General features: G+C 73.9%; 22 protein-coding genes. 9 read left to right on the plus strand and 13 right to left on the minus strand.

Features of this window, described 5'->3' with window-relative positions; genetic code table 11:
* Positions 1-1,508, plus strand: a 1,508-nt coding sequence (locus ACIQOW_RS34440; protein WP_401091676.1) for a M28 family peptidase, incomplete at its 5' end; no start/stop codon positions are given.
* 347 nt (positions 1,509-1,855) lie between these two features.
* Complete coding sequence (locus ACIQOW_RS34445; protein ID WP_401091678.1) at positions 1,856-3,094, plus strand: cytochrome P450; 1,239 nt, start codon at positions 1,856-1,858, stop codon at positions 3,092-3,094.
* Between the two features lie 6 nt (positions 3,095-3,100).
* Here ACIQOW_RS34445 and ACIQOW_RS34450 read toward each other — a convergent pair whose 3' ends face one another.
* Complete coding sequence (locus ACIQOW_RS34450; protein WP_401091680.1) at positions 3,101-3,607, minus strand: MerR family transcriptional regulator; 507 nt, start codon at positions 3,605-3,607, stop codon at positions 3,101-3,103.
* A 102-nt stretch (positions 3,608-3,709) separates the two neighbouring features.
* Here ACIQOW_RS34450 and ACIQOW_RS34455 point away from each other — a divergent pair, with 102 nt between their 5' ends.
* The 3 genes from ACIQOW_RS34455 to ACIQOW_RS34465 all read left to right on the plus strand — a co-directional run bounded on the left by ACIQOW_RS34455 (position 3,710) and on the right by ACIQOW_RS34465 (position 7,575).
* On the plus strand, positions 3,710-4,948 hold the full coding sequence (locus tag ACIQOW_RS34455; RefSeq protein WP_401091682.1) for an MFS transporter: 1,239 nt from the start codon (positions 3,710-3,712) through the stop codon (positions 4,946-4,948).
* Positions 4,949-4,983: 35 nt separating this feature from the next.
* A complete protein-coding gene (locus ACIQOW_RS34460) occupies positions 4,984-5,505 on the plus strand; it encodes a carboxymuconolactone decarboxylase family protein (protein WP_401091684.1) in 522 nt (173 codons plus the stop codon).
* 201 nt (positions 5,506-5,706) lie between these two features.
* Positions 5,707-7,575, plus strand: a complete 1,869-nt coding sequence (locus tag ACIQOW_RS34465; protein ID WP_401091686.1) for a penicillin-binding transpeptidase domain-containing protein — start codon at positions 5,707-5,709, stop codon at positions 7,573-7,575.
* Between the two features lie 49 nt (positions 7,576-7,624).
* Here the strand turns inward: ACIQOW_RS34465 and ACIQOW_RS34470 are convergent, their stop codons facing one another.
* The 3 genes from ACIQOW_RS34470 to ACIQOW_RS34480 form a co-directional block, all read right to left on the minus strand.
* Positions 7,625-7,882 carry a hypothetical protein gene (locus ACIQOW_RS34470; RefSeq protein WP_401091688.1) on the minus strand — a complete coding sequence of 86 codons (258 nt, stop codon included), beginning with the start codon at positions 7,880-7,882 and terminating at the stop codon, positions 7,625-7,627.
* A gap of 229 nt (positions 7,883-8,111) precedes the next feature.
* Positions 8,112-9,359 (minus strand): RNA polymerase sigma factor, encoded by a 1,248-nt coding sequence (locus ACIQOW_RS34475; protein ID WP_401091690.1) that lies wholly within the window; start codon positions 9,357-9,359, stop codon positions 8,112-8,114.
* Entirely contained in the window at positions 9,356-9,727 is a 372-nt protein-coding gene (locus tag ACIQOW_RS34480) for a YciI family protein (protein WP_188299435.1), read from the minus strand. Before ACIQOW_RS34480 ends, ACIQOW_RS34475 begins: the two co-directional genes overlap by 4 nt.
* A gap of 297 nt (positions 9,728-10,024) precedes the next feature.
* On the opposite strand from ACIQOW_RS34480, the gene ACIQOW_RS34485 reads away from it, so the two are divergent.
* On the plus strand, positions 10,025-10,933 hold the full coding sequence (locus tag ACIQOW_RS34485; protein WP_401091692.1) for a UTP--glucose-1-phosphate uridylyltransferase: 909 nt from the start codon (positions 10,025-10,027) through the stop codon (positions 10,931-10,933).
* Between the two features lie 66 nt (positions 10,934-10,999).
* Here the strand turns inward: ACIQOW_RS34485 and ACIQOW_RS34490 are convergent, their stop codons facing one another.
* Together ACIQOW_RS34490 and ACIQOW_RS34495 are read right to left on the minus strand one after the other, a co-directional pair.
* Positions 11,000-11,242, minus strand: a complete 243-nt coding sequence (locus ACIQOW_RS34490) for a hypothetical protein (protein ID WP_401091694.1) — start codon at positions 11,240-11,242, stop codon at positions 11,000-11,002.
* Between the two features lie 52 nt (positions 11,243-11,294).
* Positions 11,295-11,483, minus strand: a complete 189-nt coding sequence (locus ACIQOW_RS34495; RefSeq protein WP_401091696.1) for a hypothetical protein — start codon at positions 11,481-11,483, stop codon at positions 11,295-11,297.
* 377 nt (positions 11,484-11,860) lie between these two features.
* Between ACIQOW_RS34495 and ACIQOW_RS34500 the strand changes: the two genes are divergently transcribed.
* Both ACIQOW_RS34500 and ACIQOW_RS34505 read left to right on the plus strand, forming a co-directional pair.
* Entirely contained in the window at positions 11,861-12,691 is an 831-nt protein-coding gene (locus tag ACIQOW_RS34500; RefSeq protein ID WP_401091698.1) for a glycerophosphodiester phosphodiesterase, read from the plus strand.
* Positions 12,688-14,106 (plus strand): MFS transporter, encoded by a 1,419-nt coding sequence (locus ACIQOW_RS34505; RefSeq protein WP_401091700.1) that lies wholly within the window; start codon positions 12,688-12,690, stop codon positions 14,104-14,106. Before ACIQOW_RS34500 ends, ACIQOW_RS34505 begins: the two co-directional genes overlap by 4 nt.
* 278 nt (positions 14,107-14,384) lie before the next feature.
* Here the strand turns inward: ACIQOW_RS34505 and ACIQOW_RS34510 are convergent, their stop codons facing one another.
* Both ACIQOW_RS34510 and ACIQOW_RS34515 read right to left on the minus strand, forming a co-directional pair.
* On the minus strand, positions 14,385-14,762 hold the full coding sequence (locus ACIQOW_RS34510; RefSeq protein ID WP_401091702.1) for a hypothetical protein: 378 nt from the start codon (positions 14,760-14,762) through the stop codon (positions 14,385-14,387).
* Positions 14,763-15,055: 293 nt separating this feature from the next.
* Positions 15,056-15,217, minus strand: coding sequence for a CGNR zinc finger domain-containing protein (locus tag ACIQOW_RS34515; RefSeq protein WP_401091704.1), 162 nt, complete (start codon positions 15,215-15,217; stop codon positions 15,056-15,058).
* A 118-nt stretch (positions 15,218-15,335) separates the two neighbouring features.
* Here ACIQOW_RS34515 and ACIQOW_RS34520 point away from each other — a divergent pair, with 118 nt between their 5' ends.
* Positions 15,336-15,752, plus strand: a complete 417-nt coding sequence (locus ACIQOW_RS34520) for a DUF6193 family natural product biosynthesis protein (protein WP_401091706.1) — start codon at positions 15,336-15,338, stop codon at positions 15,750-15,752.
* Between the two features lie 101 nt (positions 15,753-15,853).
* Here the strand turns inward: ACIQOW_RS34520 and ACIQOW_RS34525 are convergent, their stop codons facing one another.
* From ACIQOW_RS34525 to ACIQOW_RS34545, 5 genes are all read right to left on the minus strand, one after another.
* The gene (locus tag ACIQOW_RS34525; protein WP_401091708.1) at positions 15,854-16,909 is read right to left on the minus strand and encodes an alcohol dehydrogenase catalytic domain-containing protein; all 1,056 of its coding nucleotides are present in this window, start codon (positions 16,907-16,909) and stop codon (positions 15,854-15,856) included.
* 327 nt (positions 16,910-17,236) lie between these two features.
* The gene (locus ACIQOW_RS34530; RefSeq protein WP_401091710.1) at positions 17,237-17,935 is read right to left on the minus strand and encodes a hypothetical protein; all 699 of its coding nucleotides are present in this window, start codon (positions 17,933-17,935) and stop codon (positions 17,237-17,239) included.
* Positions 17,932-22,140 carry an NEW3 domain-containing protein gene (locus ACIQOW_RS34535; RefSeq protein WP_401091712.1) on the minus strand — a complete coding sequence of 1,403 codons (4,209 nt, stop codon included), beginning with the start codon at positions 22,138-22,140 and terminating at the stop codon, positions 17,932-17,934. The genes ACIQOW_RS34530 and ACIQOW_RS34535 overlap by 4 nt, the downstream gene beginning before the upstream one ends.
* A gap of 23 nt (positions 22,141-22,163) precedes the next feature.
* Positions 22,164-24,605 carry a discoidin domain-containing protein gene (locus ACIQOW_RS34540; RefSeq protein WP_401091713.1) on the minus strand — a complete coding sequence of 814 codons (2,442 nt, stop codon included), beginning with the start codon at positions 24,603-24,605 and terminating at the stop codon, positions 22,164-22,166.
* Between the two features lie 248 nt (positions 24,606-24,853).
* Positions 24,854-25,975: a LacI family DNA-binding transcriptional regulator gene (locus ACIQOW_RS34545; protein ID WP_401091714.1), complete on the minus strand. Its 1,122-nt coding sequence runs from the start codon at positions 25,973-25,975 to the stop codon at positions 24,854-24,856.
* Positions 25,976-26,099: the final 124 nt, after the last annotated feature.

Here is a 26,099-nt window from a genome sequence, read left to right on the forward strand (position 1 = left end):
CCGCCTCCGGCCTCCCCGCCGGCGTCACCGCCACCTTCAACCCCACCTCGGTGCAGGCCGGTTCGTCCTCCACCCTGACCCTGTCGGCCTCCTCGGCCGCCGTGGCCGGGACGTACCAGATCACCGTCACCGGGACCGGAACGGCCACCCACACCGCCCAGTACAGCCTGACGGTCGGCGGCGGGGGCAACCCCGGCGGGTCCGCGCCCGACATCGACGTCGCCAAGATCCAGGCCCACCTGGCGCAGCTGAACACCATCGCCAACCAGAACGGCGGCCACCGCCGGGCGGGCAGCGCCGGCTACAGCCAGTCGCTGGCGTACGTCAAGGGCAAGCTCCAGGCGGCCGGCTACACCGTCAGCGAACAGACCTGCACCTCCTGCACCTACCAGTCCAACAACCTGATCGCCGACTGGCCCGGCGGCCCGGCCGACCAGGTCACCATGTTCGGTGCCCACCTGGACAGCGTCTCGGCCGGCCCCGGCATCAACGACAACGGCTCCGGCTCGGCCACCCTGCTGGAGAACGCGCTCGTGCTCGCCCAGCAGAACCCCAGCCTGACCCGGCACGTCCGGTTCGCCTGGTGGACCGGTGAGGAGCAGGGCCTCCAGGGCTCGCAGTCCTACGTCGCCCAGCTGGGCTCCTCCCAGCGCTCCGCGATCAAGTCGTACTACAACTTCGACATGATCGCCTCGACCAACGCCGGCTACTTCATCAACAACATCAACTCCGCGGCCTCCGCGCCGATGAAGGCCTACTGGGACTCGCTGAACCTCAGGCCGGAGGAGAACGTCGAGGGCCAGGGCCGCTCGGACGACTACTCCTTCCAGCAGGCCGGCATCCCGACCTCGGGCTACGCGGCCGGCGCCAGCGACACCAAGACCTCGGCTCAGGCCGCCAAGTGGGGTGGCACGGCGGGCCGTTCGTACGACTCCTGCTACCACTCGTCCTGCGACACCACCAACAACATCGACGCGACGGTGCTGAACCGCAGCGCCGACGGCGTGGCGTACACCATCTGGAAGACCTCGGTCGGCGGCACCACGCCCACCAACGACTTCTCCCTCTCGGTGAACCCGGCCACCGCCACCGTCAAGCCCGGTGAGTCCGCCACCGCGACGGTCGCCACCGCCACCACCTCCGGCTCGGCCCAGACGGTCAACCTGACCGCCTCGGGCGCCCCGGCGGGCGTGACGGTCTCCTTCAGCCCGTCCTCGGTGCAGTCCGGCGGCTCGGCGACGGTCACCGTCGCCACCTCCGCCTCGACCGCGACCGGCACCTACAACATCACCCTGACCGGCACCGGCGCGGCCGCCCACAGCACCAGCTTCTCGCTGGTGGTGGGCAACGACTCGCCGAACCCCGGTGGCACCTGGACCCCCGGCACCACCTACCAGGCGGGTGACGTGGTGACCTACAACGGGGTCAGCTACCGCTGCCTCCAGGGCCACACCGCCCAGGTCGGCTGGGAGCCGTCGATCGTCCCGGCGCTCTGGCAGGCCCTGTGACCGAGGCGCACTGACGCCCACTGAACCGCTGCGCCGCAGTCCGTCGAGGGGGACGGACCGCGGCGCAGCCGTGTGCGGGGGCAGGGGCTCAGCCGGGCCGGGCGGCGGGTCCTGCCGCCTCCGAAGTGCCGGGTCCCGGGCATGAGTTCTCCCATCCGCGCAGCGAGCAGGGGCCGGTCGGCCCCGCCGCACGGTACGCGTGCGGACCGGGCCGGGCGGGCCGCCGCGCTGTCTCCGGCCGGGGCGGCCACCCGTTCGGGGCAGGCCGGACGGCCCCCGCCCCTGGCATAGAGTCGGAGCGGACACACCGTCAGACGCGCCGCCGGCCGACCGGAAGGACCACCCCCGTGAGCACGGACACCCGCCCGGTACCCGAGCTGGGCGCCGAGGTCGTCGAGCAGTGGCGGGCCGAGGAGGCCGAGCTGGTCGACCTGCTGGCCAGGGCGCAGCGCGGGGTCGGCGGCCTCGCCGCCTTCCGGCTCGGCCCGGCGCCGACCGTCCTGGTCACCGACCCGGCCGCCGTGCAGCACGTCCTGGGCCGCCACCCGGAGCGGTACGTCAAGCGCTCGCACCGGGCCCGGATGCTGGTCGGGGACGGCGTGCTGTCCGCCACCGGGGACGCCTGGAAGCGACAACGGCGGCTGTTGCAGGCGCAGTTCACCGGCGCCGGGATGCACCGCTACGAGCGGCGGATCGCCGCGGCGGCGCGCCGCACCGCCGAGCGCTGGGCGGGGTACCGGCGCAGCGGGGAGACCTTCGACGTCGGCGAGGAGATGCGCGGCTTCGCCCTGGACACCGTCTGGCGGGCGCTCACCGGGCTGCCGCTGGACGACCGTACGGATCGCGAACTCCGCTCGGTGGAGCGGGTGGTGGCCGCGATGCCGACGCTGCCGAGCAACGCGGCGGACGCCAGGGACGCCGTCGCCGGGGACCTGGCCAGGATCGACGCGGTGGCGCACGCGGCGATCGACGCGGCGCGCTCGGCCGGCCCGACCGAGGAGCCGGGGGTGCTCCGGATGCTGGTCGAGGCGGGCGAGCGGTTCCCGGAGTACACCGACCGGCTGATCCGCGACGAGCTGGTCACCCTGCTCGTCGCCGGGCACGAGACCACGGCCACCACGCTCACCTGGCTCTTCCTGCTGCTCGACCGCCACCCCGAGGCCCGGACGGCCGATCCGCAGGCGCTGGTGAGCGAGACCCTGCGGCTCTACCCGTCCGCCTGGCTGCTGCCCCGGCACGCGGCCGAGGACGACGTCATCGCCGGGCACCGGATCGCCGCCGGGACGGACGTGCTGGTCTGCCCGTACCTCACCCACCGCGACCCTGCGCTGTGGCCCGACCCCGAGCGCTTCGACCCGGCCCGTTTCTCCCCCGGTGCGGACCGCCCCGCCCAGCTGGGCGCCTACTTCCCGTTCGGCCTCGGCGCACGCGCCTGCCTCGGCACCAGGTTCGCGCTGCGCGAGACCACGGCACTGCTGGAACTCCTACTGCCGATGGGGCCGTTGACGTTCCGGTCCAGGCCGTCCGGCTCGGCGTACAGCATCACCGTACGGCCGGACGGGCCGACGCCGGCGGTACTGGGCTGAGGCCCGCTACGGCGCGGTGCCGCGTGCCGGGCCGTCCGGACTCGCGGTGCCGTCCGGCCGCACGAGGCCGTCCGACGGCGCGGGCAGGAAGCCGTCGGCGAGCCGCTCGCCGTTCAGGGCCGCGTCCACCCGGGCGCCGATGTGGGCCCGGGTGGTGGAGCAGTCCAGCGGGCGGTCCCGGGTGCAGAGCAGCATGTGGGTGAGGACTGCCGCGGCGTGCTCCAGCCGGCGGGCCCGGGTGAGCATCTCCTCCCGCTGGGCGTGCAGCAGCGCCTTGCGCTCGGCCGCCTGCTCGCTGGCCAGCACGGCGGCGGTCCCGCTGACCGGGATCATCCCGTCCACGTGCCAGAGCTGGACCAGGGCGAGGCGCTCCAGCGCCTCGCGGTCGTAGTAACGGACCCGGCCGCGGCGGGTGGTGGGGGCGATCAGGCCGCACTCCTCGTAGTAGCGCAGCGCGGGCACCGAGAGGCCGAAGGCCGTGGCGACCTCGGTGATCGAGTGGAGTTCCGCCATGCCGTGACCGCCTGAGGGGTGAACCGGGTTGCGCTCAAGCGCGCTTGAGCGAGAACGCTTAGGCAAGCCTAACCTCCTCTCGCAGTGAAGGGCTCGCCACTCATGCCGCTCACCACCGCGCCGGTCACCACCGCGCCCGCCCCGGCCCGCACCCCACGGGCCGCCGGGGCCCTGCTCGTCCTCGGCTTCGTCCTGCTCAGCCTCAACACCCGGGTCGCGTTCGGGCAGATCGGACCGCTCGCGCCGGTCGCCGGCTGGGGCCCGGGCACGGTGACGCTGCTCGCCCTGCTGCCGCCGCTGGGCATGGGGCTGTTCGCCCCGCTCGGCGCCCTGGCCCGGCGGCGGCTCGGCGAGGAGCGCGGGCTGTTCTGGGCCAGTGTGCTGCTGCTGGCGGGGGCGCTGCTCCGGACGGCGGGCCTGCCCGGGCTGTACGCGGGCACGGTGCTGGTGGCCGCCGCGGTGGCGGTGGTGAACGTGCTGGTCCCGGTGTTCGTCCGGGCCCGCTTCGCGCCCCGCCGGATCGGCACCGCGACGGGCGTCTACGCGCTGTCCATGGGCGTCGGTTCCGCGGTCGTCGCCGCGCTGGCCGCGCCGGTCGCGGTCGCCTGGTCCTGGCAGGCCGCGGTCGCGATAGCCGTCGTCCCGGCGGCGCTGGCGGCGGCGGGCATGGCGCCGCAGCTGCGGGTGGCCCGCGAGCGGGCCGCGAACGCCGCCCCCTCCCCCGTCTCCGCCGCCCCCGCCGGGCGCCGGCGGGTCGGGCGGACGGCGCTCGGCTGGAGCCTGACGGTGTTCTTCGGCGTCCAGACCCTGGTCTTCTACGCCACGCTCGCCTGGCTGCCCACCGTCCTGGTCGACGCCGGCCTGAGCCGGACTGCCGCCGGCACCGACCAGGCCGTGCTGATCCTCGGCCTCGCCGCCGGCGGCTTCCTCGCCCCGGCCCTGGCCGCCGCCGGCCGCAGCCAGCGGCCGCACATCCTGGGCGTGGTGGCGGTCTGCGTGTCCGGCCTGCTCGGCGTGGTGCTCGCCCCCGCCGCCGGCGCACCGCTCTGGGCCGCCGTGCTCGGCATCGGCATGGGCGGCGGACAGGCGCTCGCCGCCGTCCTGTTCGTCCGCCGGGGCACCGACGCCGACCACGTCGCCGCGCTCTCCACGATGGCCCAGACCTGGGGCTACCTGTTCGCCGCCACCGGCCCGGCGCTCACCTCCGCCCTGCGCACCGCGAGCGGCTCCTGGACGCCGCCGCTGCTCGCGCTGGTCGCCCTGCTGCTCGCCGGATCGGTCTTCGGCGTCCGGGCGGGCCGGGCTGTCACAAACCCGCGCCGCGATCCGTCGGACCGGTGACCGCACGGTTCACCCGCGAGAAGAGGAACACCACGATGAACGCCCTCCCGATCACCGCCCGCCCGATCACCGCCGAGATCCCGCTGCGCCCGCGCCTGGCCCAGGACCCGGTGGGGCTCGTCCCCGAGCTCGCCGAGGTCTCGGCCGCGCTGTTCAAGGCCACCGGCAACCACTCGGTCCCCCGCGCCACCATCAGCCTGGTCCAGCTGCGGGCCGGCCAGATCGCCGGCAGCACCTACCTGACCGTCCTGCACACCGGATTCCTCCGCAAGGCCGGCGAGTCGCCCGAGCGGATCGCCTCGGTGGCCGGCTGGACGGACTCGCCCTACTTCACCGCCCCCGAGCGCGCCGCGCTCGCCCTGGTCGAGGCCGTCCTCCAGCCCAACCCGCACGGCGAGCGGGTGCCGGACGCGCTGTACGCCGAGGTGGCCGGGCACTACGACGACAAGGCGCTGACCACGCTCATGCTCGCCATCGGGCAGGTCAACTTCTTCACCGCCATCGCGCTGGTCGCCAAGCCCGTCCCCGGCCGGTCCTTCACCGACCCGTGGGTCTGACCGTTCCGTGGGCCTGACCGGCCCGTACCCATGAGGTGGTCCGCCCGGCCCGACGCCGGGCGGGCCGTCCCGCTGTCGACCGATCCCGTGCCCCGGCATAGGCTGGTCCGCGCTCGAACGGACCTTCGTCCACCGGGCCGGCGGGCCGGCGTACCGAAGGGCGGGCCCGCCGCGGAAGCGGCATCTCAGGGGGGACGGACCATGTCCGGGGAGCGGAAGAACGACCGGCACGACGAGCTCGATCCGATGGACGCGTACGACCGGTACGGCCGGTACGACGCGGATGGCACACCCGAGGGGCAGGACGGGTACGACGGGTACGACGGCCACGGCGCCTCCCGGGAGTACGACGAACTCGCCGACGACGACGGCGGGTACGGCCTCCACACCGAGGACGGTGCCGAGGGCGACCCGGCCCCGCGCGGCTCGACCGGCCGCAAGGTCGTGATGCTGGCGGCCGGCGGGGTGTTCGCCGCCCTGCTGGCCGTCGGCGGCTACGGCGCCTACAACGTGCTGACCGCGGTGACGGACAACGGTCCCTCCGCCGGTGGCGGCGGGCAGAGCGCCGACACCGCGGCGAAGGCCCCGCAGGAGCCGCCGACCGCCGAGCAGGCCGGGTCGGCGGCCAAGGAGTTCCTGGCGGCCTGGAGCCGGGGCGACGTCACCGCGGCCGCCGGCCTGACGGACCACCCGGAGACGGCGCGCGCCGCGCTGAGCACGTTCCACGAGCAGGTGGGCGCCCGCTCGCTCGCGCTGACCGGGACGGGCCGCGCGCCGGCCGACGCCCCGAGCGAGCCGGCTCTCGGCTTCCACGTGAAGGCCGAGTTCGAGGGCACCCCGGACGCCTGGGAGTACGACGGCGTGCTGAGCTTCGTCCGCTCCCAGGACGGGCGGCCCGTGGTGCGCTGGAAGCCGTCCGTGATCCACCCCCGGCTCACCCAGGTCACCACCATCACGGTGAAGACGCTGCCCGACCCGGTGTCCAAGCCCACCGACCGCAAGGGCCGGCCGCTCGACACCTTCCCGTCGCTGCGCGCCGTCCTCCCCCAGATCGCCCCGCCGGACGGCGCCACCGCCGTCACCGGGCGGGCCGTGGTGCTCTCGGGCGGCGGCGGCAGCGAGCCGGAGCAGCTGTTCGTCCTGACCCCGCCGAGCGCCCCGCAGGTCAGGCTCACCCTGGACGCCGACCTCCAGCAGGCCGCCGAGGAGGCCGTCAAGCAGCAGTCGGCGAACGGCAATCCGGCCTCGCTGGTGGCCATCCAGCCGAGCACCGGCCACATCCTGGCGATCGCCAACGCCCCGCAGGGCGGCTTCAACCGCGCGGTCGCGGGCGGCCAGGCCCCCGGCTCGACGATGAAGGTGATCACCTCCGCCGCCCTGCTGGAGGCCGGGGTGAGCCCGGACACCGTGGTGCCGTGCAAGGACACCACCAACTCCCCGCGCGCCTGGCACAACGACGAGCGCGGCGACTTCCCGTCCTACACGCTCACCGACGACTTCACCCACTCCTGCAACACCGGCTTCATCGACAAGGGCCTGGAGAAGCTCCAGCCCGGCACCCTCGGCAAGGTGGCCCGCGACCAGTTCGGCCTCGGCCTGGAGTGGCACATCGGCATCCCGAGCCGGGACGGCACCATCCCGGCGCCCGGGAACAAGGACGAGGCCGCGGCCCAGTACATCGGCCAGGGCCAGATCCAGGTCAACTCGCTGCTGATGGCCTCGGTCGCCGCCACCGTGCAGAACGGGACGTTCCGCCAGCCCGTGCTGCGCGAGGACGCCAAGCGCGTGTCGGCGCCCGGCAAGCTCCCGGCCGACGTCGCCAGGGACCTGCGCGCCATGATGAACAAGACCGCCACCCAGGGCACCGCCCGCACCCCGATGGCCGGCCTGTCCGGCCAGATCGGCGCCAAGACCGGCACCGTCGAGGCCGGCGGCCAGGCCAACAACAGCTGGTTCATCGCCTACCGCGGCGACCTCGCCGTCGCCGCCGAGGTCGAGGGCGGCGGCCACGGCTTCAGCGCGGCGGGCGTGGCCGCGGCCCAGGTGCTGAAGGCGGGCGGCAAGGGCTGAACCGCCGCTGCCGCCCACGCCGTCCGCACGGCCGCCGGCGCCGGAGGGCTCAGGCCCGGCCTTCGCCGCGGATCAGGCGGAGGTTCGGCACGCCGGGGAACGGCGGGGTGTGCTCGGCCTCCCGTTCCGCGATCAGGTCGGCCAGTAACCGGGCGCCCATCGCCCGGAACCCGGCCTTGCGCTCCTCGTCGGCCTCCTCCTCCCCCGGATACAGGGTGATGTGGACGGCGCCGTCCCCGCCGTCCCAGGTGTAGCTGCGGTACGGCGGCGGCTGGGGCTCGTCCGTCGTCGCGGGCTCGTCCGTCATGGGGAACCTCCGGTGGTTGTCCTGGGGTGGTCGTTCTCGGCCGGCCTGCCGCCGTGCGCAACGATTCGGGAGCAAGAAGGGCCCGGCGGCACGGTGCGATTCGCCCGTTCCGGTACGCACGGGCTCCGAACCGGACGGCCCGAGGGCCCGTCGAGGCGGCCGACGGCTCGTCTGGACGGCCTGGGAACTCACCGGACGGCCGGGAACTCACGGGCCCGGCCCGGGGATTTCACCGGGCCGGCCGCACCCGGCCCGCCCGCGCCTCCAGGTACCTGCGCTCCGCGAGGCTCGCGGTGGCCCGGGCCGCGCGCCGGTACTGCTCGTACGCCCCGGCCCGGTCGCCGGTCCGCTCCAGCAGGTGGGCCCGGACCGACAGCAGCCGGTGGTGCCCGGCCATCCGGGCGTCGGTGTCCAGGGTGGCGAGCAGGGCCAGGCCGGCCTCGGGGCCCTCGGTCTCGGCGAGGGCGATCGCCCGGTTCAGGGTGACCATCGGGTTGGGCGCGATCCGCTCCAGGATCAGGTACAGGGCGTACACCTGCCGCCAGTCGGTGTCCTCGGCCGCGAGCGCGTCGGCGTGGGTGGCGGCGATCGCCGCCTGGAGCCGGTACGGGCCGAGTTCGGGGCCGGCCAGGGCCGCCTTGACCAGGTCCGTTCCCTCCTCGATCAGCGCGCGGTCCCACGCCGTGCGGTCCTGCTCGGCCAGCGGGACCAGGTCCCCGGAGGCCGTGGTCCTGGCCGCGCGGCGGGCGTGGGTCAGCAGCATCAGCGCGAGCAGCCCGGCGACCTCGCCGTCCTCCGGCAGCCGCGCGCGCACCGTCCTGGTCAGCCGGATCGCCTCACGGGCGAGGTCGAGGCGGTGCAGTTCGTCGCCCGAGGAGGCGGTGTAGCCCTCGTTGAAGATCAGGTAGAGCACGTGCAGGACGACCCGCAGCCGCTCCTCGTGCCCGTCGGCCGGCACCCCGCCCTCGGATCCGGCCGCCCCGGGCAGCTCGAAGGAGCCGCCGGCGGCCCTGATCCGCTGCTTGGCCCGGCTGATCCTGGCCGCCATGGTCGCCTCCGGCACCAGGAACGCGCGGGCGATCTCGGCCGTGGTCAGCCCGCCGACCGCCCGCAGCGTCAGGGCCGTCTGCGAGGCGGCGGTCAGCGCCGGGTGGCAGCACAGGAACAGCAGCAGCAGCGTGTCGTCGGTGTCCGGCACGTCCTCCGGCACCACCTCGGCCGCCGCCGTCGCCCACTCCCGCTCGCGCCGGGCGCGGTCGCCGCGCAGCTGGTCGATCAGCCGCCGCGAGGCGACCGTCACCAGCCAGCCGCGCGGGTTGGCCGGCACCCCCTCGGACGGCCACTGCACGGCGGCGGCGAGGACCGCCTCCTGCACCGCGTCCTCGCACCCCTCGAAGTGGCCGTACCGTCGTACCAACGTGCCGAGGACCTGCGGCGTGAGCCCACGCAGCAGGTCCTCGAAGTCCGGAGCCGTCATGCGTCCAAGTGTCCGTCGGAGAACATCACCTGGCGCACCTCGACGCCCAGCCCCTCGATCGCGGCGTCCGGGATGCGGGCGGCCAGGTCGATCGCGCGCTGCCTGTCCTCGCAGTCGACCAGGTAGAAGCCGCCCAGGAACTCCTTGGCCTCCAGGAACGGCCCGTCGGTCACCACCGGCTGGCCGTTGCGGACGGTCACCACGGCGGCCTGCGAGGGGTCGACCAGCGCCTGGGTGAGGATCAGCTCGCCGGACTCCTTCAGCTCCTCGATGAACCGGCCGTGCCCGCCACCGATCGCCGCCTTCTCCTCGTCGGTCAGCGCGTCCAGCACGGCCGGGTTCAGGTGCAGGCTGATCAGGAACTTCATGTCGTCCTCCTCGGATCGGCGAGCCCCGTCGGGGCCCCTTCGGCCGGTGGTCGGAGCGGACGCCGCGGTCTTGACGTCCTCCACCGGACAATCTCGCACGAGTCTCCCGCGCCCCCTGCGCCCCCCGGTCCCCCCGGCTCCCTCGGGTCGCCGCCGGCCCGTGCGGCCGGACGGCCGCCGGGGGGCCATCTTCCGTACCGGAACCGTCCACCTGATGGCCTGTCACCCATTGATAGCGTCGGTCGTGACGCCGCGTCACCACGGCGCAGCACCACCGACGAAACGAGAGAGCTCCCCATGGCCCCCCGGACCATCCGCCGAGCCGTCATCCCCGCCGCCGGGCTCGGCTCCCGCCTCCTGCCGCTGACCAAGGCCACGCCGAAGGAGATGCTGCCGGTCGGCGACAAGCCGGTGATCGAGCACACCGTGCGCGAGCTGATCGAGAGCGGCATCACCGACATCACCATCGTCGTCAACGGCGACAAGGGGATGATCCAGGAGCACTTCCGCCCCAACCCGGTCCTGGTCGAGCAGTTGCGCCGGGACGGCAAGGAGGCCTTCGCGGCGGCGGTCGAGGAGGTCGGCGAGCTGTCCCGCAAGGGCCACATCAGCTACCTCTACCAGCACGGGCCGTACGGCAACGGCACCCCGGTGCTCAACGCCGCCCGCCACTTCGGCGACGAGCCCTGCCTGGTGCTCTGGCCCGACGACGTCTTCGTCGCGGAGGTCCCCCGCGCGCAGCAGCTGATCCGGGCGTACGAGCAGACCAACGCGCCGGTGCTCGCGCTGATGCCGATGGCGCCCGAGGACTCCTACCGCTACGGCGTGCCGGTGGTGAAGGAGGACCTCGGCGGCGGTTCGCTGCGGATCTCCGGCCTGGTCGAGAAGCCGAAGCCGGCCGACGCGCCCTCCTCGTACGCGGCGATCGGCGGCTACGTCATCACCCCCGGCATCGTCGACGAGCTGCGCGAACTGACCCGGCGCTGGCACGAGAAGCCCGAGGACGAGGTCTACCTGACCGACGCGATCAACGCCTACGCGGCCCGGCGCGCGGTCTACGGACAGGTCATCGACGGCACCTGGTACGACACCGGTAACCCCGCCGCCTACCTGCGCGCCCAGTTCGCCGCCGCGCTCGCCAACCCCGAGTACGGGCCGGAGCTGCGCCGGCTCGCCGCGGAGCTGTCCCCGGCCGCCGACCGGTAGGCCGGGGGCGGGGGCTCCGGCGGGGCGTCAGGGGCTCCGGCGGGGCGTCAGGGCGTCAATCGGGCGTCAGTAGTCCGGCAGGTCGAAGTCCAGGGCGGCCTGGTAGGCCGCCTCCAGCACCGGGTCGGCCTGTCCGAGGTTCATGACGGTCTCGGACCGGTCCTTCCGGTCGCCGGTCAGCTTGAGGATCGCCCGGTTGGCGTCCACGTGGTCGCGCAGCCGCCGCTCGTAGGCGGGGAAGGCCGTACGGTGGTCGCCGCCGGCCGCGTGCGGTTCGCCCGCCAGGACGTAGGCGGCGGTCAGGGCCACGCTGGTGCCCTGGCCGGTGGCCGGGGAGCAGCAGTAGCCGCTCGCCCCCGGCTCACAGCTCGGTGGGCTCGCCCAACCCCAGCGTGCGCAGCATGTGGTCGGCCATCCTGCGGTGGCCGACGGCGTTGGGGTGGGTGGGGTCGTCCAGCCACGGGATCGCCTCGCGGTCGGGCAACTCGGCGAGCCAGTGCGCCTCGTGCTCGACGGGCAACGCGCCGTTCTCGGCAGCGAGTTCGATCATGTGGCGTTCCCCCCTTGCCTGTTGGCCCTGTTCGGCAGCCGTCGCACGGCAGGCCATGACGCCGGGCAGCGATCCCCTGCACCTGGCGCCGGCCGTGGATCCGGGCCCGCCCCCGCGGCCGGCCGCCCGACGCGGAGGAGCCCGCGGCGAGCCTCGCCGTCGGCGAGCGCTTCTCAAGCGGCGCCTGGAGGGACAACGCCTCGGCCGACGACCGCTGGAGCGTCGTGGGCCCGGAGCCGGACGCCGCCGTGCGGCGGCGGGATGCAGTAGCTCGTTACTGCTTGACAAGGTGCGTAATACTGTAACGAGCTGTCGCCCCGGCGGATCCCGGTCTCCCCGGCCCGTCGGGTCCCTCTCCCCGCAGCCCGGAGCACCGCATGCACCCCTTCCTCGACCATCCCGGGCCGCTCGCCTTCGCGCACCGGGGCGGTGACCTCGGGCGCCCCGAGAACTCCCTCGCCGCCTTCGAGGCCGCCGTCGCGCTCGGGTACCGCTGCCTGGAGACGGACGTCCACGCGACCGCCGACGGCGTACTGGTGGCCTTCCACGACTCCCGTCTGGACCGGGTCACCGACCGCACCGGGGCGGTGGCCGAGCTGCCCTGGGAGACCGTCAGGCAGGCCCGGATCGGCGGGGCCGAGCCGGTGCCGCTGCTGGAGGACCTGCTCGGCGCGTTTCCCGGGGTCCGCTTCAACATCGACGTCAAGGCGGCACCGGCCGTCGGGCCGCTGGTCGAGGCGATCCGCCGGACCGACGCCTGGGACCGGGTCTGCGTCGGCGGCTTCTCCGACGCCCGGCTGGCCGCCGTCCGCGCCGCCGCGGGCCCCCGGCTGGCCACCTCGCTCGGCCCGCGCGAGGTCGCCCGGCTGCGGCTGCGCTCGCTGGCCGAATCGTTCCTGCCACCGTTCGCCGCCCGGCCGCTCTCCCGACGGCCGGGGGCGCCGTTCGCCGGGCTCTGCGCGCAGGTGCCGGAGCGGCACCGGGGCGTCCGGGTGGTCGACCGGGCCTTCGTCCGCACCGCCCACCGGCTCGGCCTCCAGGTGCACGTCTGGACTGTGGACGATCCCACACGGATCAGGGCTCTCCTCGACCTGGGCGTGGATGGCATCATGGCCGATCGCATCGACGTCCTGCGGGACGTCCTCGGCGAGCGCGGCTGCTGGACGGACGGCAGTACCGGCTCCAGCACGGTGATGGGGACCCCATGAGCACCACGAACCCGGCGACGGCGCACCTGCCGGACGACCCACCGACCGGCCCCGCGGCCACCGACGACGGCCGGGCCCTGCGCCGGATGCAGTTCGGCTGGTACGTCAACGACTGGGCCAACGCCGCCTTCTCGGCCACCGTGCTGACGGTGTTCCTCGGCCCGTACCTGACCACCGTCGCCAAGGAGGCCGCCGACGCGGCCGGCGACGTGCACCCGCTCGGCCTGTCGATCCGCGCAGGATCGTTCTTCCCGTACACGGTCTCCTTCTCCGTGCTGCTCTCGGTCGCGGTGATGCTGCTGACCGGCACGCTCGCCGACCGCACCGGGCGGCACAAGGAGCTGATGTGCGGCTTCGCGTACGTCGGCTCGCTCGCCACGATGGGGATGTTCTTCCTCGACGGCGACCGCTACCTGCTCGGCGGCGCGCTGCTGGTGGTCGCCAACATCTCGTACGCGGTCTCGGTCGCGCTCTCCTACGCCTACCTGCCCGGCCTGGCCTCCCCCGACGAGCGCGACAGGGTCTCCTCCAAGGGCTGGGCCTACGGCTACGCGGGCGGCGGACTGCTGCTGATAGCCAACCTCGCGGTGTTCCAGGGCCACGACGCGCTCGGCCTGGACTCCGGCACCGCCGTGCGGATCTGCCTGGCCTCGGCCGGCCTGTGGTGGGCACTGTTCACCATCGTCCCGCTGCTGCGGCTGCCCTCCCGGGCCGGCGTCGCTCCCAGCCGCACCGCGGCACCCTCCGAGGGCGGCAAGCCCGCCGAGCCCGCCACCGGCAGCCTGCGCGAACTCGCCCGCACCCTGCGCGGCATGCGCGAGCACCCGCTCACCCTGCTCTACCTCGCCGCCTTCCTCTGCTACAACGACGGCATCCAGACCGTCGTCTCCCAGGCCTCGCTCTACGGCAGCGAGGAACTCGGCATGGAGCAGACCTCGCTGGTCACCGCCGTCCTCCTGGTCCAGGTCGTGGCGATCGGCGGCGCCCTGCTGCTCGGCCGGATCGCCCACCGCTACGGCGCCAAGCGGACCATCCTCGGCTCCCTGGTCGGCTGGGTGGTCACCCTGGCCCTCGGCTACTTCATGCCCGCCCACCAGCCCGCCTGGTTCTATGCCCTGGCCTGCATGATCGGCCTGGTGCTCGGCGGCAGCCAGGCGCTCTCCCGCTCCCTCTTCTCCCACCTCATCCCGCCCGGCCGGGAGGCCGAGTACTTCAGCTTCTACAAGATCAGCGATCGCGGCACCAGCTGGATGGGGCCGCTCGTCTTCGGCCTCGCCTACCAGCTCACCGGCAGCTACCGCTCGGCGATCATCTCGCTGCTGGTCTTCTTCGTCATCGGCTTCGCCGTCCTGCTGAAGGTCCCGGTCCGCCGCGCCATCGAGGCGGTCGGCAACCCGGTGCCGGAACGGCTCTGACGGCCCGACGGTTCTGAAGGTTCCGACGGCCGTCACCGCTCCGACGACCTGCACGACCGACTGATTCGGCACCTGCTGGTGTGTCTGATCCGGGAACCCCGGATGTCGGCCTCCGGGCGGGCCTTCGGCACCGGCCCCGGCAGCACCACGTCGGCCCCCTCCGAGCTCGGAGGGGGCCGACGTGTTCCGGGTGGCACCGGCGGGGACGGGCCGATGCCGTCGGTGCCGTCGGTGCCGCCGATGCCGTCGGTGCCGTCGGTGCCGTCCGCGGCCGGGTGTCAGCAGCCGATGTAGCGCATGGAGAGGCTGGTGAAGTGGGTGTCGGAGGGGGCGTAGATGGCGATGGAGCGGGACTTGCCCTTGCCGCCGGCCCAGTCGCTGTCGACGTGCCCGCCGTTGGAGAGCTTGCCGCTGACGTAGGGACAGCGGCCGTCCGCCTTGGTGTCGTGGACCGTGCCGACGACCTTGGTGTTGTAGTTGCACCACTTGCCGTTCGCGTAGCCCTCGCCGGAGCTGATGCTCCAGTTCTGGGTGCACGAGTCGGCGAGCGGCGCGACGGGGGCGGCCGTGGCCGCGGCCGCGGCCGGGAGCAACAGGGCGGCGAGGGTCAGAGCGGCGACGGCGGCTCCGGGGACGGCGAGACGGCGCTTGGACATGACGGTACCTCCACACGGTTGCACGGTGGACATCCGGGCCGGGGCATCGGGGCGGCGTGTGGTGTGACGGCCGACTGCTCGCCCCCCTCGGCAGTCCATCGAGCGTGACGTAGTCGAACGACTGTCGTCAACGGCGGAGTCGGGCCCGGGCGGTGACCCGCCTCCCGGCGGCACCGGGACGGCCTCGGCGCCCCAGGGGAACGTCCCGCACCACGGGGATGGGGTCGGCGAGTCGGCTCGGTGTACGAACCTCGCGCCGGGGTTCGGCTGCTTCGCCGTAGCGGGAGGGGACGTCAGGCCCGCTGCGCCCGGTGGGCGGCGACCCGGACGCGGGTGGCGCAGCGCGGGGTGCAGTAGCGCTGCGGGGTGCGGCGGCCGGTGTCGACGAAGAAGCGCTCGCAGCCCGGAGCGGCGCAGCGGCCCGAGAGCGGGCGGCCCGTCCCCGCTCGAACCACCGGAGGCATCCGCCACCCCCGCACCGGCCACCGCCTCCCCCTCGGGGAACCACAACCGGCCTGCCGGGGGTTGAGCAGACAGGCCCGGCACGGTCCGGCGCCGCGAAAGGAGGGGGCGATGGACGTCCAGGCCGAGGGAGAGAGCACCGAGGGAAGCGAGACGCTCGCATCGGCGTGGGAGTTCCAGGCGGACGCGGCCGCGCACTGGGACGAGCACGCCCGGAACTCCACCACCACCTGGGTGCCTCCCATCATGGCCGCCCTCGTCGACCGGGCGCGGAGCAGCACACTGAGCGGCTTCTTCCCCTTCACCAGCCACACCTCGCTCCTCTTCAGCACCGGCCCGCTCGCCGGGCCGGGAGGAGCCGTGGTCGCCCCGGTGACCATCACCCTCACCGCCGAAGCGCTGTACCGCGTGAGCACCAAGCCCGACGGCACGGCGCTCGAAACCGCCGACCCCGACGAAGCGGTGACCACCGCCGAGCACCTGATCGCCGGATGGCTCCGGAAGAACGGCACGCCTTCAGACCGGTAGTCCACCCCGCGCGGGTCGTGGCCGCCGCTGCCGACGGGCGCAGCCGGTGATCCGAGCCGCACCGCGCCCACAGTGCCCGGTAGTCGGCGCCGGCCGGGTGGTCAGCGGCCGGTGGTGACGACCATGCGGAAGCGGGCCAGGCCGCCGGCCATCCTGGCCACCGCGGCGGCGGTCTCCTCCAGCGGGACCTCCTCGATCCACGCCCGGACGCCCGTGCGGGCCGCGAAGCGCAGGGTGTCCTCGGTGTCGACGGCGGTACCCGAGGAGTGGCCGTAGACCCTGCGGTCGCCCGTGATCAGCTGCAACGGGCTGATCGCGAGCTGGTCGGCCGAGACGCCGACGACGACGAGCTCGCCGCGCCGGCCGAGCCCGTCCACGGTGGCGGCCATGGCGGCGGCGTTGGTGACGGTGGACAGGACCACCTTCGCGCCGCCGAGCGACCGCAGGGCCTGGGCGACGTCACCGGAGGTGCTGTCGATGTAGTGCTCGGCACCGAGTCGGCGAGCCAGCGGCTCCTTCTCCGCCCCACGGGCGATGGCGACAGTGCGGAAACCCATCGCACGGGCGAACTGCACACCCAGATGGCCCAACCCGCCGACGCCCAGGACGGCGACGGTGTCACCGGGCCCGGCGGCGGAGCGGCGCAGGGCGTTGAACACGGTGATCCCGGCGCAGGCCAGCGGCGCGGCCTCGGCGGCGGTCAGCCCGTCGGGGATCGCGGCCAGGGCCATCGCCGGGACGACGACGCTGTCGGCGTAGCCCCCGGGGTACGCCGCGCCGGGCACCTGTAGCTCGGGGCAGTGGATGCCGTCACCCGAACGGCAGGCGTCACAGCGCCCGCAGCTGCCGCCGTACCAGCCGACGGCGACCCGGTCACCGGCCTTCCAGCCCTCCACCCCCTCGCCGAGGGCGTCGATCCGGCCCGCGATCTCGTGACCGGGAGTGACCGGGAAGGTCGTGCCCGGCAGCGCACCACCGGCGATCAGGAGGTCCGAGTGGCAGACGCCGCACGCCTCGACGGCGATCCGCACCGCCCCCGGCCCCGGCTCGCGGACCGGGACCTCGGACAGCTCGGGCGCCGAGCCCGGGGCGGCGACCCGCACGGCGCGCTGCGCGCCTGCGGAGGAGGGGGTGGCGGTGGACGAGGTGGCAGCCATGGTGGAACCCTTCTGTACGGGGTCGAGCGGCGCGGTGCCCGCATGCGCCGGCCCCCTCAGCTTCGTACGTCCACCACCGTTTGTCCGCCCACGGCCGGTCCGAAGAGGGGCACCGGCCGCTTGCGCTCCTGGTCGGCGACTCTCGGTTCACTTCGGCATCAGCCTTCACGATCAGCTCCGGCGGCTCACCGAGTGAGTCGATTCCTCCCGGGTCTCGTCCACCAAGCACTCGCCGACGTCGAACACCACCGCGCCAATCACGGCCGCGGCCTGACGAAGTGATCTGCCCGCCGCGCTCGGGCGGGCACGGCGGGCGCGGGTGGGTGCTCAGTGGCGGTGGTGGTTGTCCGGTTGGGCGGGGTCTCCCGGGTGTTCCAGGCCCTTGACCAGGGTGAGGCGTCGGGCCCTTTCCCGGTCGAGCCAGCGGACGAACTCCGCTCGGCGGGCGGCTTCTCGTAGAGCTGAGGTGGGATCGGGGGCAGGCGCGGGCGTGGTGACCTCCAGGAGCACCGCCTTCCAGGGGCCGGCGGTGACCCACTCGCCCGGCGGCGCTGCGCGGAGGGCCTCGGTGAGCACGGTCGGGAGGGTTGCCGGGTCGGCTTCCAACTCGCCGTCGGGCAGTGCGAGATGCCAGCGGATGACCGGAGGACAGGCGGTCATGCCGCGGTAACGGGCGACGTCAGCCGGTGCGGGCTCGACACCGGCGGTGACCGCCTCGTAGACGGCGCGGACGGCCGCGCTGCCCTCGTACGCCGCCGCCGTGATGGAGCCCAGCTCGACGGCGGCCTGCTGGTCGAGGTGGGCAGGACGTGAGGAGCCGACGGGGAGGTCGCGTTCGGTGGCTACCGCTTCGCAGAGGGCCTCGGTGAGGAGTACCTGCGCCACCCACCGGGTCAGCTGCCGGTCCTCCGAACTCCCCGGCTGTGGCAGGGCGGTAGCGCGCGGGCCCGACCGGAGGGCGGTCAGGCGGTAGTCGAGAGCCGTCCGCGAGAGGGGCACTCCGTCAAGGAGGCCGAGCGTGGTCATGCCTCCACCACCAGGGCGACGGTGGGGGCGTACTGGCAGCGGCCGAACCACATGACCTTCGCCAGCGCCCAGTACTGGCCCGGGTCGGTGGACTCGGGGACGGTGAGCGCGAAGTCCACGGTCGCGGAGGAGCCGGCCGGGACGGAGAAGCCGCGCACCGGGTCGGCGATGGCCTCCCAGGTGCCCCACGGCGAGACCAGTTGCAGCTCGCCCCGGATCTCGCCGCGCGTGCGGTTGGTGAGGCGAAGGCTCAGCGCGGCCCGGCCGCCCGGGGCCAGCCGCAGGGTCTCGTGCGGGACCGCGACGTCCAGACCGGTGTCGCGCCCGACCTCGGCCTTGGTGCCCTGGGCGATCGTCCAGTCCTCGGGGGTCTCGCCGGGCACAGGCAGCAGCTCGGGCAGATCACCCACGGCGATCGTCACCACGTCCTCGATCCGCTGACCGTCGTGCTCGATCCGGACGGCCGCGAAGTACAGCCCCGGCTCGGCCCCGGCCGGCGGGGTGAGGGTGACCGGGAAGCGCAGGGCCCCGTCCGCCTCCAGTCGGTACGGGCGGCTCCCGAGGTCGGCCGTCCAGCCCTCGGGCGGCAGCACCCTGGCCGTGCCTTCGACCGCCGCGTCCCGCAGCTGCGAGGAGAGGGCGACCGACAGCGTCACCGGCTCCCCCGCCGTCCGCAGCAGCCCGGGCGAGGCGCCGACGGACACCGGCAGGTACCCGAGCGGCGCCGGGCCACGGTTGTGCAGCCAGTAGCGGGCGTGGACGGGCTGGGCGACCTCCGCCGTCGGGCCGAGGTCCTTCTCCGCCGCCGGAGCCGACACGGTCGGGGAGGCGAGCAGGGTGGCGATCCGCGAGCCGGGCAGGTCGAGGGCGGGGCCGCCGGCCGGAAGTGGCCGTTCCAGCAGGTCGGCCGGCCGCAGCGCGCTCAGGCCCAGAGCGCCGCCCAGCCGCGCCGTCCGCCCGAGACCGGTCGACTCGACCAGGCGGACGGTGAGATCGCCCCCGACCGCAGCCGCCGAGCCGTGCGCGATCGGGTTCCCGGCCGGCTTGAGCGCGCCCAGCAGTACCTCGCGCTGGGGCTCGACCCGCAGCCAGGACAGGGTGGCCGGCAGCGGCCCCTCCTGCGCCGGAACGATCCGGGCGTACAGCGGGTGGATGAACTCCTGCCCCTGGGCGGGCAGCGTCTGGTCTCGCCAGTCGCCGTCCCCTCCCACCAGCGCGTAAGTGAACTCGTGGGTCCAGTGCTGGAGTTGGAAGGAGGCCCCGTCGGGCAGGGTGCGCCGGGGCGGGTCGATCCAGACGCCGGAGGGCCAGCCGGTACAGGATCGCATCAGCGACAGGTGCAGCGCTCCGGTGGTGTCGACGGCGAACCCGGGCAGGCCGAAGCTCAGCAACGCGACTGTGTGGTCGGCGAGTTGGTCGTCCACCGGAGACGGGCAGACGACGGTGACCCGGGCGTCGGCCAGGTCGTCGACCAGCGCCGCCACGTCGGAGACGACGAGCGCCGGCAGTGCCCGCAGGTCGCGCAGGTCGGCGTCCGGGCGCCAGACCTCGGCGAGCGGGGTCACCGCGGGCACCCACACCGCGCCGTGCGCCTTCAGCGCGGCCGCGTACTCCTCCCCCGCCGAGGCGAGCAACTCCGCGGCGGCCTCACTGACTTCTGGCCCGCCGACGACGATCCGGAAGTCCGGCAGGTTGGAGTCCACGTCCAGCCACCCGTACCGGGCCCAGTCCGCTCCCGAGGTGGTGGCGGTGACCCCGACCCGGGCGAGCGCGACGACCAGCGGACGGGCGTCGGCCGCGTCGTCCAGGGTGGGGACGACGACCTCCGCCACGCCGAGGGCGCGCGAGCCGACGACCGCGCCCGACGGGTCGGCGAGGTCGACGCGTGCCGTGGCGCCGAGCCCGAACCAGGTGTTGGCCGGGTTGTCCAGGGTCCACGGCGCCTCCGCCGAGTCCACGTCCGGCATCGCGAAGCCTCGCCCGACGACCGCGCCCGCGACCTCGCTGACCGGCAGCCCGCCGGGCACGTCCACCGGGAAGCGCAGCCGTAGCAGCCGGTCGGCGCCGGAGTAGTCGATCACCCGGGTGCGGCAGTCCACCCGGTCCAGGCCGCGCCAGAGCGTGACGGTCTGCTCGTAGCGGACGGAGTCGACCGTGCCCTCGCTCACCAGGCGCTCGCCGAGCGGCCCGGTCTCCCGGCGGACGGACGCCCCGGCGTCCCCGGATCCGACCACCGGGCCGCTGGGCACCAGGTGCCACGGGCCCTCGCCGAAGTCGGGGTGCTGCGGGTACTCCTCGTACACCCGCAGCTCGTTGCCTATCCTGCCGTCCTGGATCAACTCCCGGTCGTGCAGCAGGTCCCGCACCGAGCTGAGGCCACCGCCGCGCGCCGGGTCGGCGGTGACGCGGTACCGGTCGCCCTCGATCACGAAGCCGTCGGCGGCCGTCCACGGCTGCTCCGCGGCGCCCTCCACCAGCCGCCAGGTGCGCCAGCCGAGCGCGGGCACGTCGGTGGCCAGGAAGCGCAGCGTCCCCCGGTCGACGGCGCTCGGCACCGCCTCGCCCCGGTCGTCGATCACTCGTACCGACCGTACGACGGAGGGGAGTTCGACGCAGACGAGGCCGGTCCGGTCGAAGGAGAGGGTGTTGGTCACCACGATCGCCTCGCCCGCCCCCGCCGTGGCGATCCGCGCCGTGAGCGCGTCCAGCGCCGCGTCCCGCACCCCGGACGCCAGGTCGTACGCCTCCCGCCAGCCGCCGAGCAGGTCCAGGTACACCTGGTCGGACTCGGAGCCGGTGATCGCGTCGTGGTGCGCGCCGTAGGCGAGTTGGCGCCAGACCTTGTCCAGGGCGGCGGCCGGGTAGCGGCCGAGGCCGTGGACGGAGGCGAGCGTGGCGAGCTTCTCCGCGTCCACCGCCGCGACCTCGCCCGCCCGCTGGGCCTGCTTGGTGTCGATGTAGGAGACGTCCTTGCCGGTGTACACCGGGTTCATGTCCCGGGTCTGCGGGCTGGGCCGGCGCCCGGTGGCGGCGAGTTCGGCGCGCACGGCGTCCAGGAAGTCGCGCGGGGTGGCGCAGACGAACCGGGGCCAGAGGTACTTGGCGGCCCAGGAGCGGTGGATCTCGGTGACCCACTTGTTCGGCGGGGTGTAGTCCGTCCCCACCGGCAGCAGCAGGTTCTTCGTCGCGCCCACCGGCTTGAGCTTCCGGTACAGCTCGTAGACGGCCTGTTCGGCGGTGGCGAGGTCGGCGGAGGAGTCCATCCACCAGCCGGCCGAGTAGTGGTGCGGCATGTAGTGGGTGAGCACGCCCTCGCCGCCGGGGGCGATCCACTCGAACTCGCTCGGGAACTGCATCACCCGGGCGTCGTCCTTGGCCTCGCGGAAGTTCTTCTGGATCGGTCCCCACTGGTGGAACGGGCCGCGCGCCCAGGCGCTGCCGGTGAGGCCGGCCGCGGCGAGGTGGCCGGGGAACTGCGGGTCGTGCCCGAACACGTCGAGCTGCCAGGCGGTCTGCGGGTCGCCGCCGAGGATGTCGCGCTGGTAGCCGATGCCGTGGACGATGTTGCGGATGGTGGTCTCGGCGCCGGTGAGGTTGGTGTTCGGTTCGTTGTAGGTGCCGCCGACCAGCTCGACCTGCCCTCGCTCCAGCAGCAGGCGCAGTGTCGCGCGGCGTTCGGGGTGCTGGTCGAAGTAGGGCTTCAGGTAGTCGACTTCGGCGAGCACGAACTTGTACACCGGGTCCCGCAGGGCGAGGTCCAGGTGCGCGTCGACCAGGGCGAAGCCGTTGCGCTCCCAGAGCGGCCGGGTGGTGGCGTCGGCGGAGAGCAGTTCCCACGGGGAGGTGTACGCGGCCTGGGTGTTCCACCAGACCGGGTCGTAGTGGAAGTGCGAGACCAGGAACATCGTCCAGCCCGGCTCGGCGACGTCGAGCAGGGCTTCGACGGAGGCCTCGGCAGAGGATTCGGCAGAGGATCGGGCGAAGGCACTGACGACGACGGGCAGTCGGTCGCCGGGCGAGGCCCCGCTGATCTCCAGCGGGACGTCGACCGGCCCCGTGCCGGTGGCCTCGCCGCGGACGCCCGGACCGCGGACAGTGATCCTGGCGGCCGGGCCTTCCAGCCTCACCCGCAGGACTTGGCGCGGGGCCTCCTCCGGGCCGACGAACAGGTCGGTGCTCTCGACGGCGGTGATGGTGACCGGCACGGGGGCCTCCTTTCCGGCCGGGGCTACGCGCCCCAGGCCTCGAACTCGTAGATGCGGGCGGCCGGGTCACCGTTCTGGGTGGGCGTGGTGACCACCAGCCGGACGTAGCGGGCGGTGGTGTTCACCGGGTGGGTGGTGGTGCCGGCCGTGTTGCCGGTGACGTCGGCGACCGTCGTCCAGGGGTCGTTCGCCCCGGACCGGACCTGGACGGCGAAGTCACGGGTGTTGAACGAGGTGCTCTCGCCGCCCGCCGAGGCGTGCTTGACCACGAACTTCGCCAGCTGTTTCGCCGAACCGAGGTCCACCTCCAGCGACTTGGCCGCGGTGAGGGCGCACCACTTGTCGGCGGTCCCGCCGCTGACGCTGCCGTTGACGGCCTTGGCCGGGCCCTCGTCGGCGTTGCACTGCCCCGAGGCGGTGGCCGGGCGGTTCAGCGCCAGGTTGGCGGAGGTCGGCGGGGTGCCGTTCCAGCCGACCGTGGTGGAGGCGGCGGCGGAGCGGCCGTAGGTGGTGGAGACCGCCTCGACGTCCAGCGTGGTGGCGCTCTCGCCGCCGGCCCGGTCGAGCCGCCCGACGAAGTAGGCGTCGTTGGGCGTGGCGCCGAGGAAGGTGCGGCTGCCGTCCGCGTTGCGCCGGTACACCTCGTAGTGGTGCACGTTGCCGCCGGGCGCCGCCGTCCAGGACAGCCGCAGGGACTGGCTGGAGCCGGGCGTCACGTCGGCCGCGCCGAGCACGGTGAGGCCTGCCGGTGCCGCCGGGGTCTCCACCGAGCCGTCGTAGACAGCCACTTGGCCGACCCGCAGGTCGTACCCGGGGTCGCTGCCCTCGGCCCGCAGGGCGATCTGGGCGATGGTGCGGCCCGCGTACGGGGACAGGTCGAGGCCGTGCCGCTCCCAGCCGGTACCGGAGTTGGCGCCGACGTCGAGCGTGGTGAAGGTGCTCGGCGCGTCGGTGAAGGAGACGGCGGCCTTGAGCCTGGTGGGCCCGGCGGCCGGGGTCTTGACCACCAGGTCCAGCCTGGTGTTCGCGGCGACCGGCAGCTTGGTCTGGTACAGCCGTACGGTGTTGGCGGCGTCCAGCCTTCCGCTCAGCCGCAGCGAGGATCCGCCCTGGTAGGCGTCGGTGAAGTCGACGGACGGGGTGAGCCTGCTGCCGCTCGACTCCACCACCCAGCGGTAGGTGGGCGGGACGTCCTGGAGCGAGAGGTTGTTCCAGCCGCCGGTGGCGACCCGGGTGCCGGACGCGTTGTAGAAGTCGCCCTGCCCGGTGTCGAAGTTGGTGACGAAGGGCTTGGCGGTGATCGGCGAGGACTCGGCGACGTAGCCGGCCAGGCCCGGCCAGCCCGCCGAGAGGTCGGTCCGGGACGGGTCGTTGTTCGCGCCGACCCAGTAGCGGGAGTCCTTGGCGTAGAAGTCGGCCCGGTCGGTGGCGGACTTCCAGGTCCACTCAGGGCGGTAGAGCCCGAGCGAGGTGGTGTGCGCCTTCCCGGACGGGAAGAGGGTTTTCCAGTCCACGCCGGTGTTGTAGCCGTTGGCCTCGGTGTCGATGCCGGTGTAGAGGTCGTACTCGCTGCGGCCGAGCTGCCTGGCCAGTGTCCGGGAGGAGTTCAGCCCGCTCGCCGACCAGTTGAAGTTCAGGAACATCGAGTCCGAGGTGCGCTTGGAACCTTCTTGCAGGAAGGGCGAGTTGGCCGAGGTGAGGGCGTTCTGCCAGTTGACCGCGCCCGAGGTGGTCATCGCGTCGTACCACATGAACTCGGTGCCGCTCTGCGCCTTGGTGTACTGCATCAGGCTGCGCAGTTCGCCGGCCAGGGCCGAATCGCCGCCGCCGGTCTCCTGGTTGATGAACCAGCCGTCGAAGCCGTAGTACTGCGCGGCCTGGGCGAGCTTGTCGGCGACGGGGTAGCGGCTGCCGGACTTCTGGACGAAGTCCCGCACCCACTGGAGTTGGCCGCCGTACGCGCCGGGCGGGAAGAAGACCGTGCCGTAGACCTTGACGCCGTTGCGGTGGGCGGCGTCGATCACCGTCGGGTTGGGTGCGAGGATCAGGCCCTCGCCGGCCGAGCCGCCCCAGAACACCAGCTTGTCGACGTACTGCCAGTAGCCGAAGGCGTAGTAGTTCGGATCCGCGGAGCCCTGCGAGGGGTTGTTGGAGGTGGGCCCGAAGGAGACCAGCGAGGCGATCTTCCCTTCGCCGGCACGGGCGTTGGGGTTGGCCCGCAGTGCCGGGTCGCCGGTGCGCGGCTGGAGCGGGACACGGGAGCGGTTGAAGCGGGCGTCCGGGTCGGTGGCCGGGTCCCAGTTCAGGATGGTGTCGGGGTACCAGTACGAGGCGAAGGGCTGGGTGCCCTGGCCGCCGGCGGCGGGCGCCGCGGCCGGTATCGGGTCGGCCCATGCGGCGGGGGTGACGGTCAGCGCGGCCGTCGCGAGGGCGGCGCTGAGCAGCAGGGGGAGGCGTCGTGACATGCGGTGGCTCCGATCGAGCGGAGGAGGGTGGGGGCGGGCCCGCCGTCGTGGACGGGGGCCGGCTGCATGTGGGCGTGCCGGTGCTGGATGGTGTGGGGCTCGGGGCCGCACCGCTGCCCGGCTTCCTCGGCGTTCGGGTGGCGCGGCGGGGAGCGGCATGAGCAGCGGGACGAACGGCGGGACGGGCAGCGGGAGCCGGTCGTGGTGCGGTGGAGCGCGCCGAGCGGGGCCCGCTCGGCGCTGCGAGGCTAAACCGGTTCAGAACCGCTGTCAACGATGCGCGCAACAACCACGCCCGCGGGGGAACGGACGGCCTGATCGGCGGCGGAACCGCCGTCCGGGGCCCCCGCCGCGGCGCCCGGCGGCGAGGTGGACTCCCGCACGGTCAGCCGCGGGGTCGGCATCCGCAGGTCCCGCCCCGGCCCCGCCTCGTCCAGCTCCGCCAGCAGGCTGCGCGCGACCTGCTCGCCGAGCGCGAAGGTGTCCCGGCTGAGCGCGGTCAGCGGCGGGTGGACGATCCGGGCGAGCACCGAGTCGTCGAAGGAGACGATGGACAGCTCGCCGGGCACCGCGACGCCCATCTCCCCCGCCACGCCGAGCCCCGCGACGGCCATCACGTCGCTGTCGTAGACGATCGCGGTGGGCCGCCCGGCCCGGGACAGCAGGGTCCTGGTGGCGGCCGCGCCCTCGGCGTCGCTGAAGTCGGTGGGCACCGACACCGCCTCCTCCAGCCCGAGCCGGCGGGAGGCGTCGCGCAGGGCGCGGATCCGCCGCTGGGTGTGCTGGAAGTGCGGCAGCCCGGCGAGGTGGGCGATCCTGCGGTGCCCGATGGCGGCCAGGTAGTCGACGATCGAGAGCATCGCCTCCCGGTCGTCGGCCCAGATCCGCAGCTGGTTGCCGCCCTTGCCGGGCCCGCCGAGCACCACCGCGGGCAGCCCGAGCCCGTCCAGCACCGGCAGCCGCGGGTCCCTGACCTGGAGGTCGACCACGATGAAGCCGTCCACCCGGTGCTCGGAGGCCCAGCGGCGGTAGACCTCGATCTCGGCGGCGGTGTCCTCGACCACCATCAGGTGCAGCGCGACCGAGCCGGCCGAGAGCACCGCCTGGAGCCCGGAGAGCAGTTGGCTGAAGAACGGCTCGACGCCGATGGTGCGGGCCGGGCGCGCGATCACCAGCCCGACGGCGTCGGCCCTGGCTCCGCCGAGGGCGCGCGCGGCACTGTGCGGGCGCCAGTTCATCTCCTCGGCGACCCGCAGGATCCGGGCCCTGGTCGTCTCGCTGACGCCAGGGCGGCCGTTGAGCGCGAAGGACACCGCGCCCTTGGAGACACCGGCCTGGCGGGCGATGTCGGCGATCGTCGGTCTGCCCACGAAACGCGTCTCCTCTCTTGACAGCCAAGTTTAGGCGGGAGCATAGTCCCTGCCATAGCTAGACCGGTTTAGTAATTCAGGTTCGATAATCCCCCACCAGCCCCACCACCCCCGAAGCTCGGCA

It is taken from the genome of Kitasatospora sp. NPDC091335 (genome assembly GCF_044757205.1).
Classification (GTDB): domain Bacteria; phylum Actinomycetota; class Actinomycetes; order Streptomycetales; family Streptomycetaceae; genus Kitasatospora.

Bases quoted from the DNA above. Each gene is read 5' to 3' on its own strand.
- ACIQOW_RS34525 (WP_401091708.1), bottom strand. From the start codon at position 16,909: ATGGCTGCCACCTCGTCCACCGCCACCCCCTCCTCCGCAGGCGCGCAG.
- ACIQOW_RS34450 (WP_401091680.1), bottom strand. From the start codon at position 3,607: ATGGCGGAACTCCACTCGATCACCGAGGTCGCCACGGCCTTCGGCCTC.
- ACIQOW_RS34510 (WP_401091702.1), bottom strand. From the start codon at position 14,762: ATGTCCAAGCGCCGTCTCGCCGTCCCCGGAGCCGCCGTCGCCGCTCTG.
- ACIQOW_RS34495 (WP_401091696.1), bottom strand. From the start codon at position 11,483: ATGATCGAACTCGCTGCCGAGAACGGCGCGTTGCCCGTCGAGCACGAG.
- ACIQOW_RS34485 (WP_401091692.1), top strand. From the start codon at position 10,025: ATGGCCCCCCGGACCATCCGCCGAGCCGTCATCCCCGCCGCCGGGCTC.
- ACIQOW_RS34500 (WP_401091698.1), top strand. From the start codon at position 11,861: ATGCACCCCTTCCTCGACCATCCCGGGCCGCTCGCCTTCGCGCACCGG.
- ACIQOW_RS34540 (WP_401091713.1), bottom strand. From the start codon at position 24,605: ATGTCACGACGCCTCCCCCTGCTGCTCAGCGCCGCCCTCGCGACGGCC.
- ACIQOW_RS34465 (WP_401091686.1), top strand. From the start codon at position 5,707: ATGTCCGGGGAGCGGAAGAACGACCGGCACGACGAGCTCGATCCGATG.
- ACIQOW_RS34480 (WP_188299435.1), bottom strand. From the start codon at position 9,727: ATGAAGTTCCTGATCAGCCTGCACCTGAACCCGGCCGTGCTGGACGCG.
- ACIQOW_RS34530 (WP_401091710.1), bottom strand. From the start codon at position 17,935: ATGACCACGCTCGGCCTCCTTGACGGAGTGCCCCTCTCGCGGACGGCT.
- ACIQOW_RS34455 (WP_401091682.1), top strand. From the start codon at position 3,710: ATGCCGCTCACCACCGCGCCGGTCACCACCGCGCCCGCCCCGGCCCGC.
- ACIQOW_RS34505 (WP_401091700.1), top strand. From the start codon at position 12,688: ATGAGCACCACGAACCCGGCGACGGCGCACCTGCCGGACGACCCACCG.
- ACIQOW_RS34470 (WP_401091688.1), bottom strand. From the start codon at position 7,882: ATGACGGACGAGCCCGCGACGACGGACGAGCCCCAGCCGCCGCCGTAC.
- ACIQOW_RS34520 (WP_401091706.1), top strand. From the start codon at position 15,336: ATGGACGTCCAGGCCGAGGGAGAGAGCACCGAGGGAAGCGAGACGCTC.
- ACIQOW_RS34460 (WP_401091684.1), top strand. From the start codon at position 4,984: ATGAACGCCCTCCCGATCACCGCCCGCCCGATCACCGCCGAGATCCCG.
- ACIQOW_RS34475 (WP_401091690.1), bottom strand. From the start codon at position 9,359: ATGACGGCTCCGGACTTCGAGGACCTGCTGCGTGGGCTCACGCCGCAG.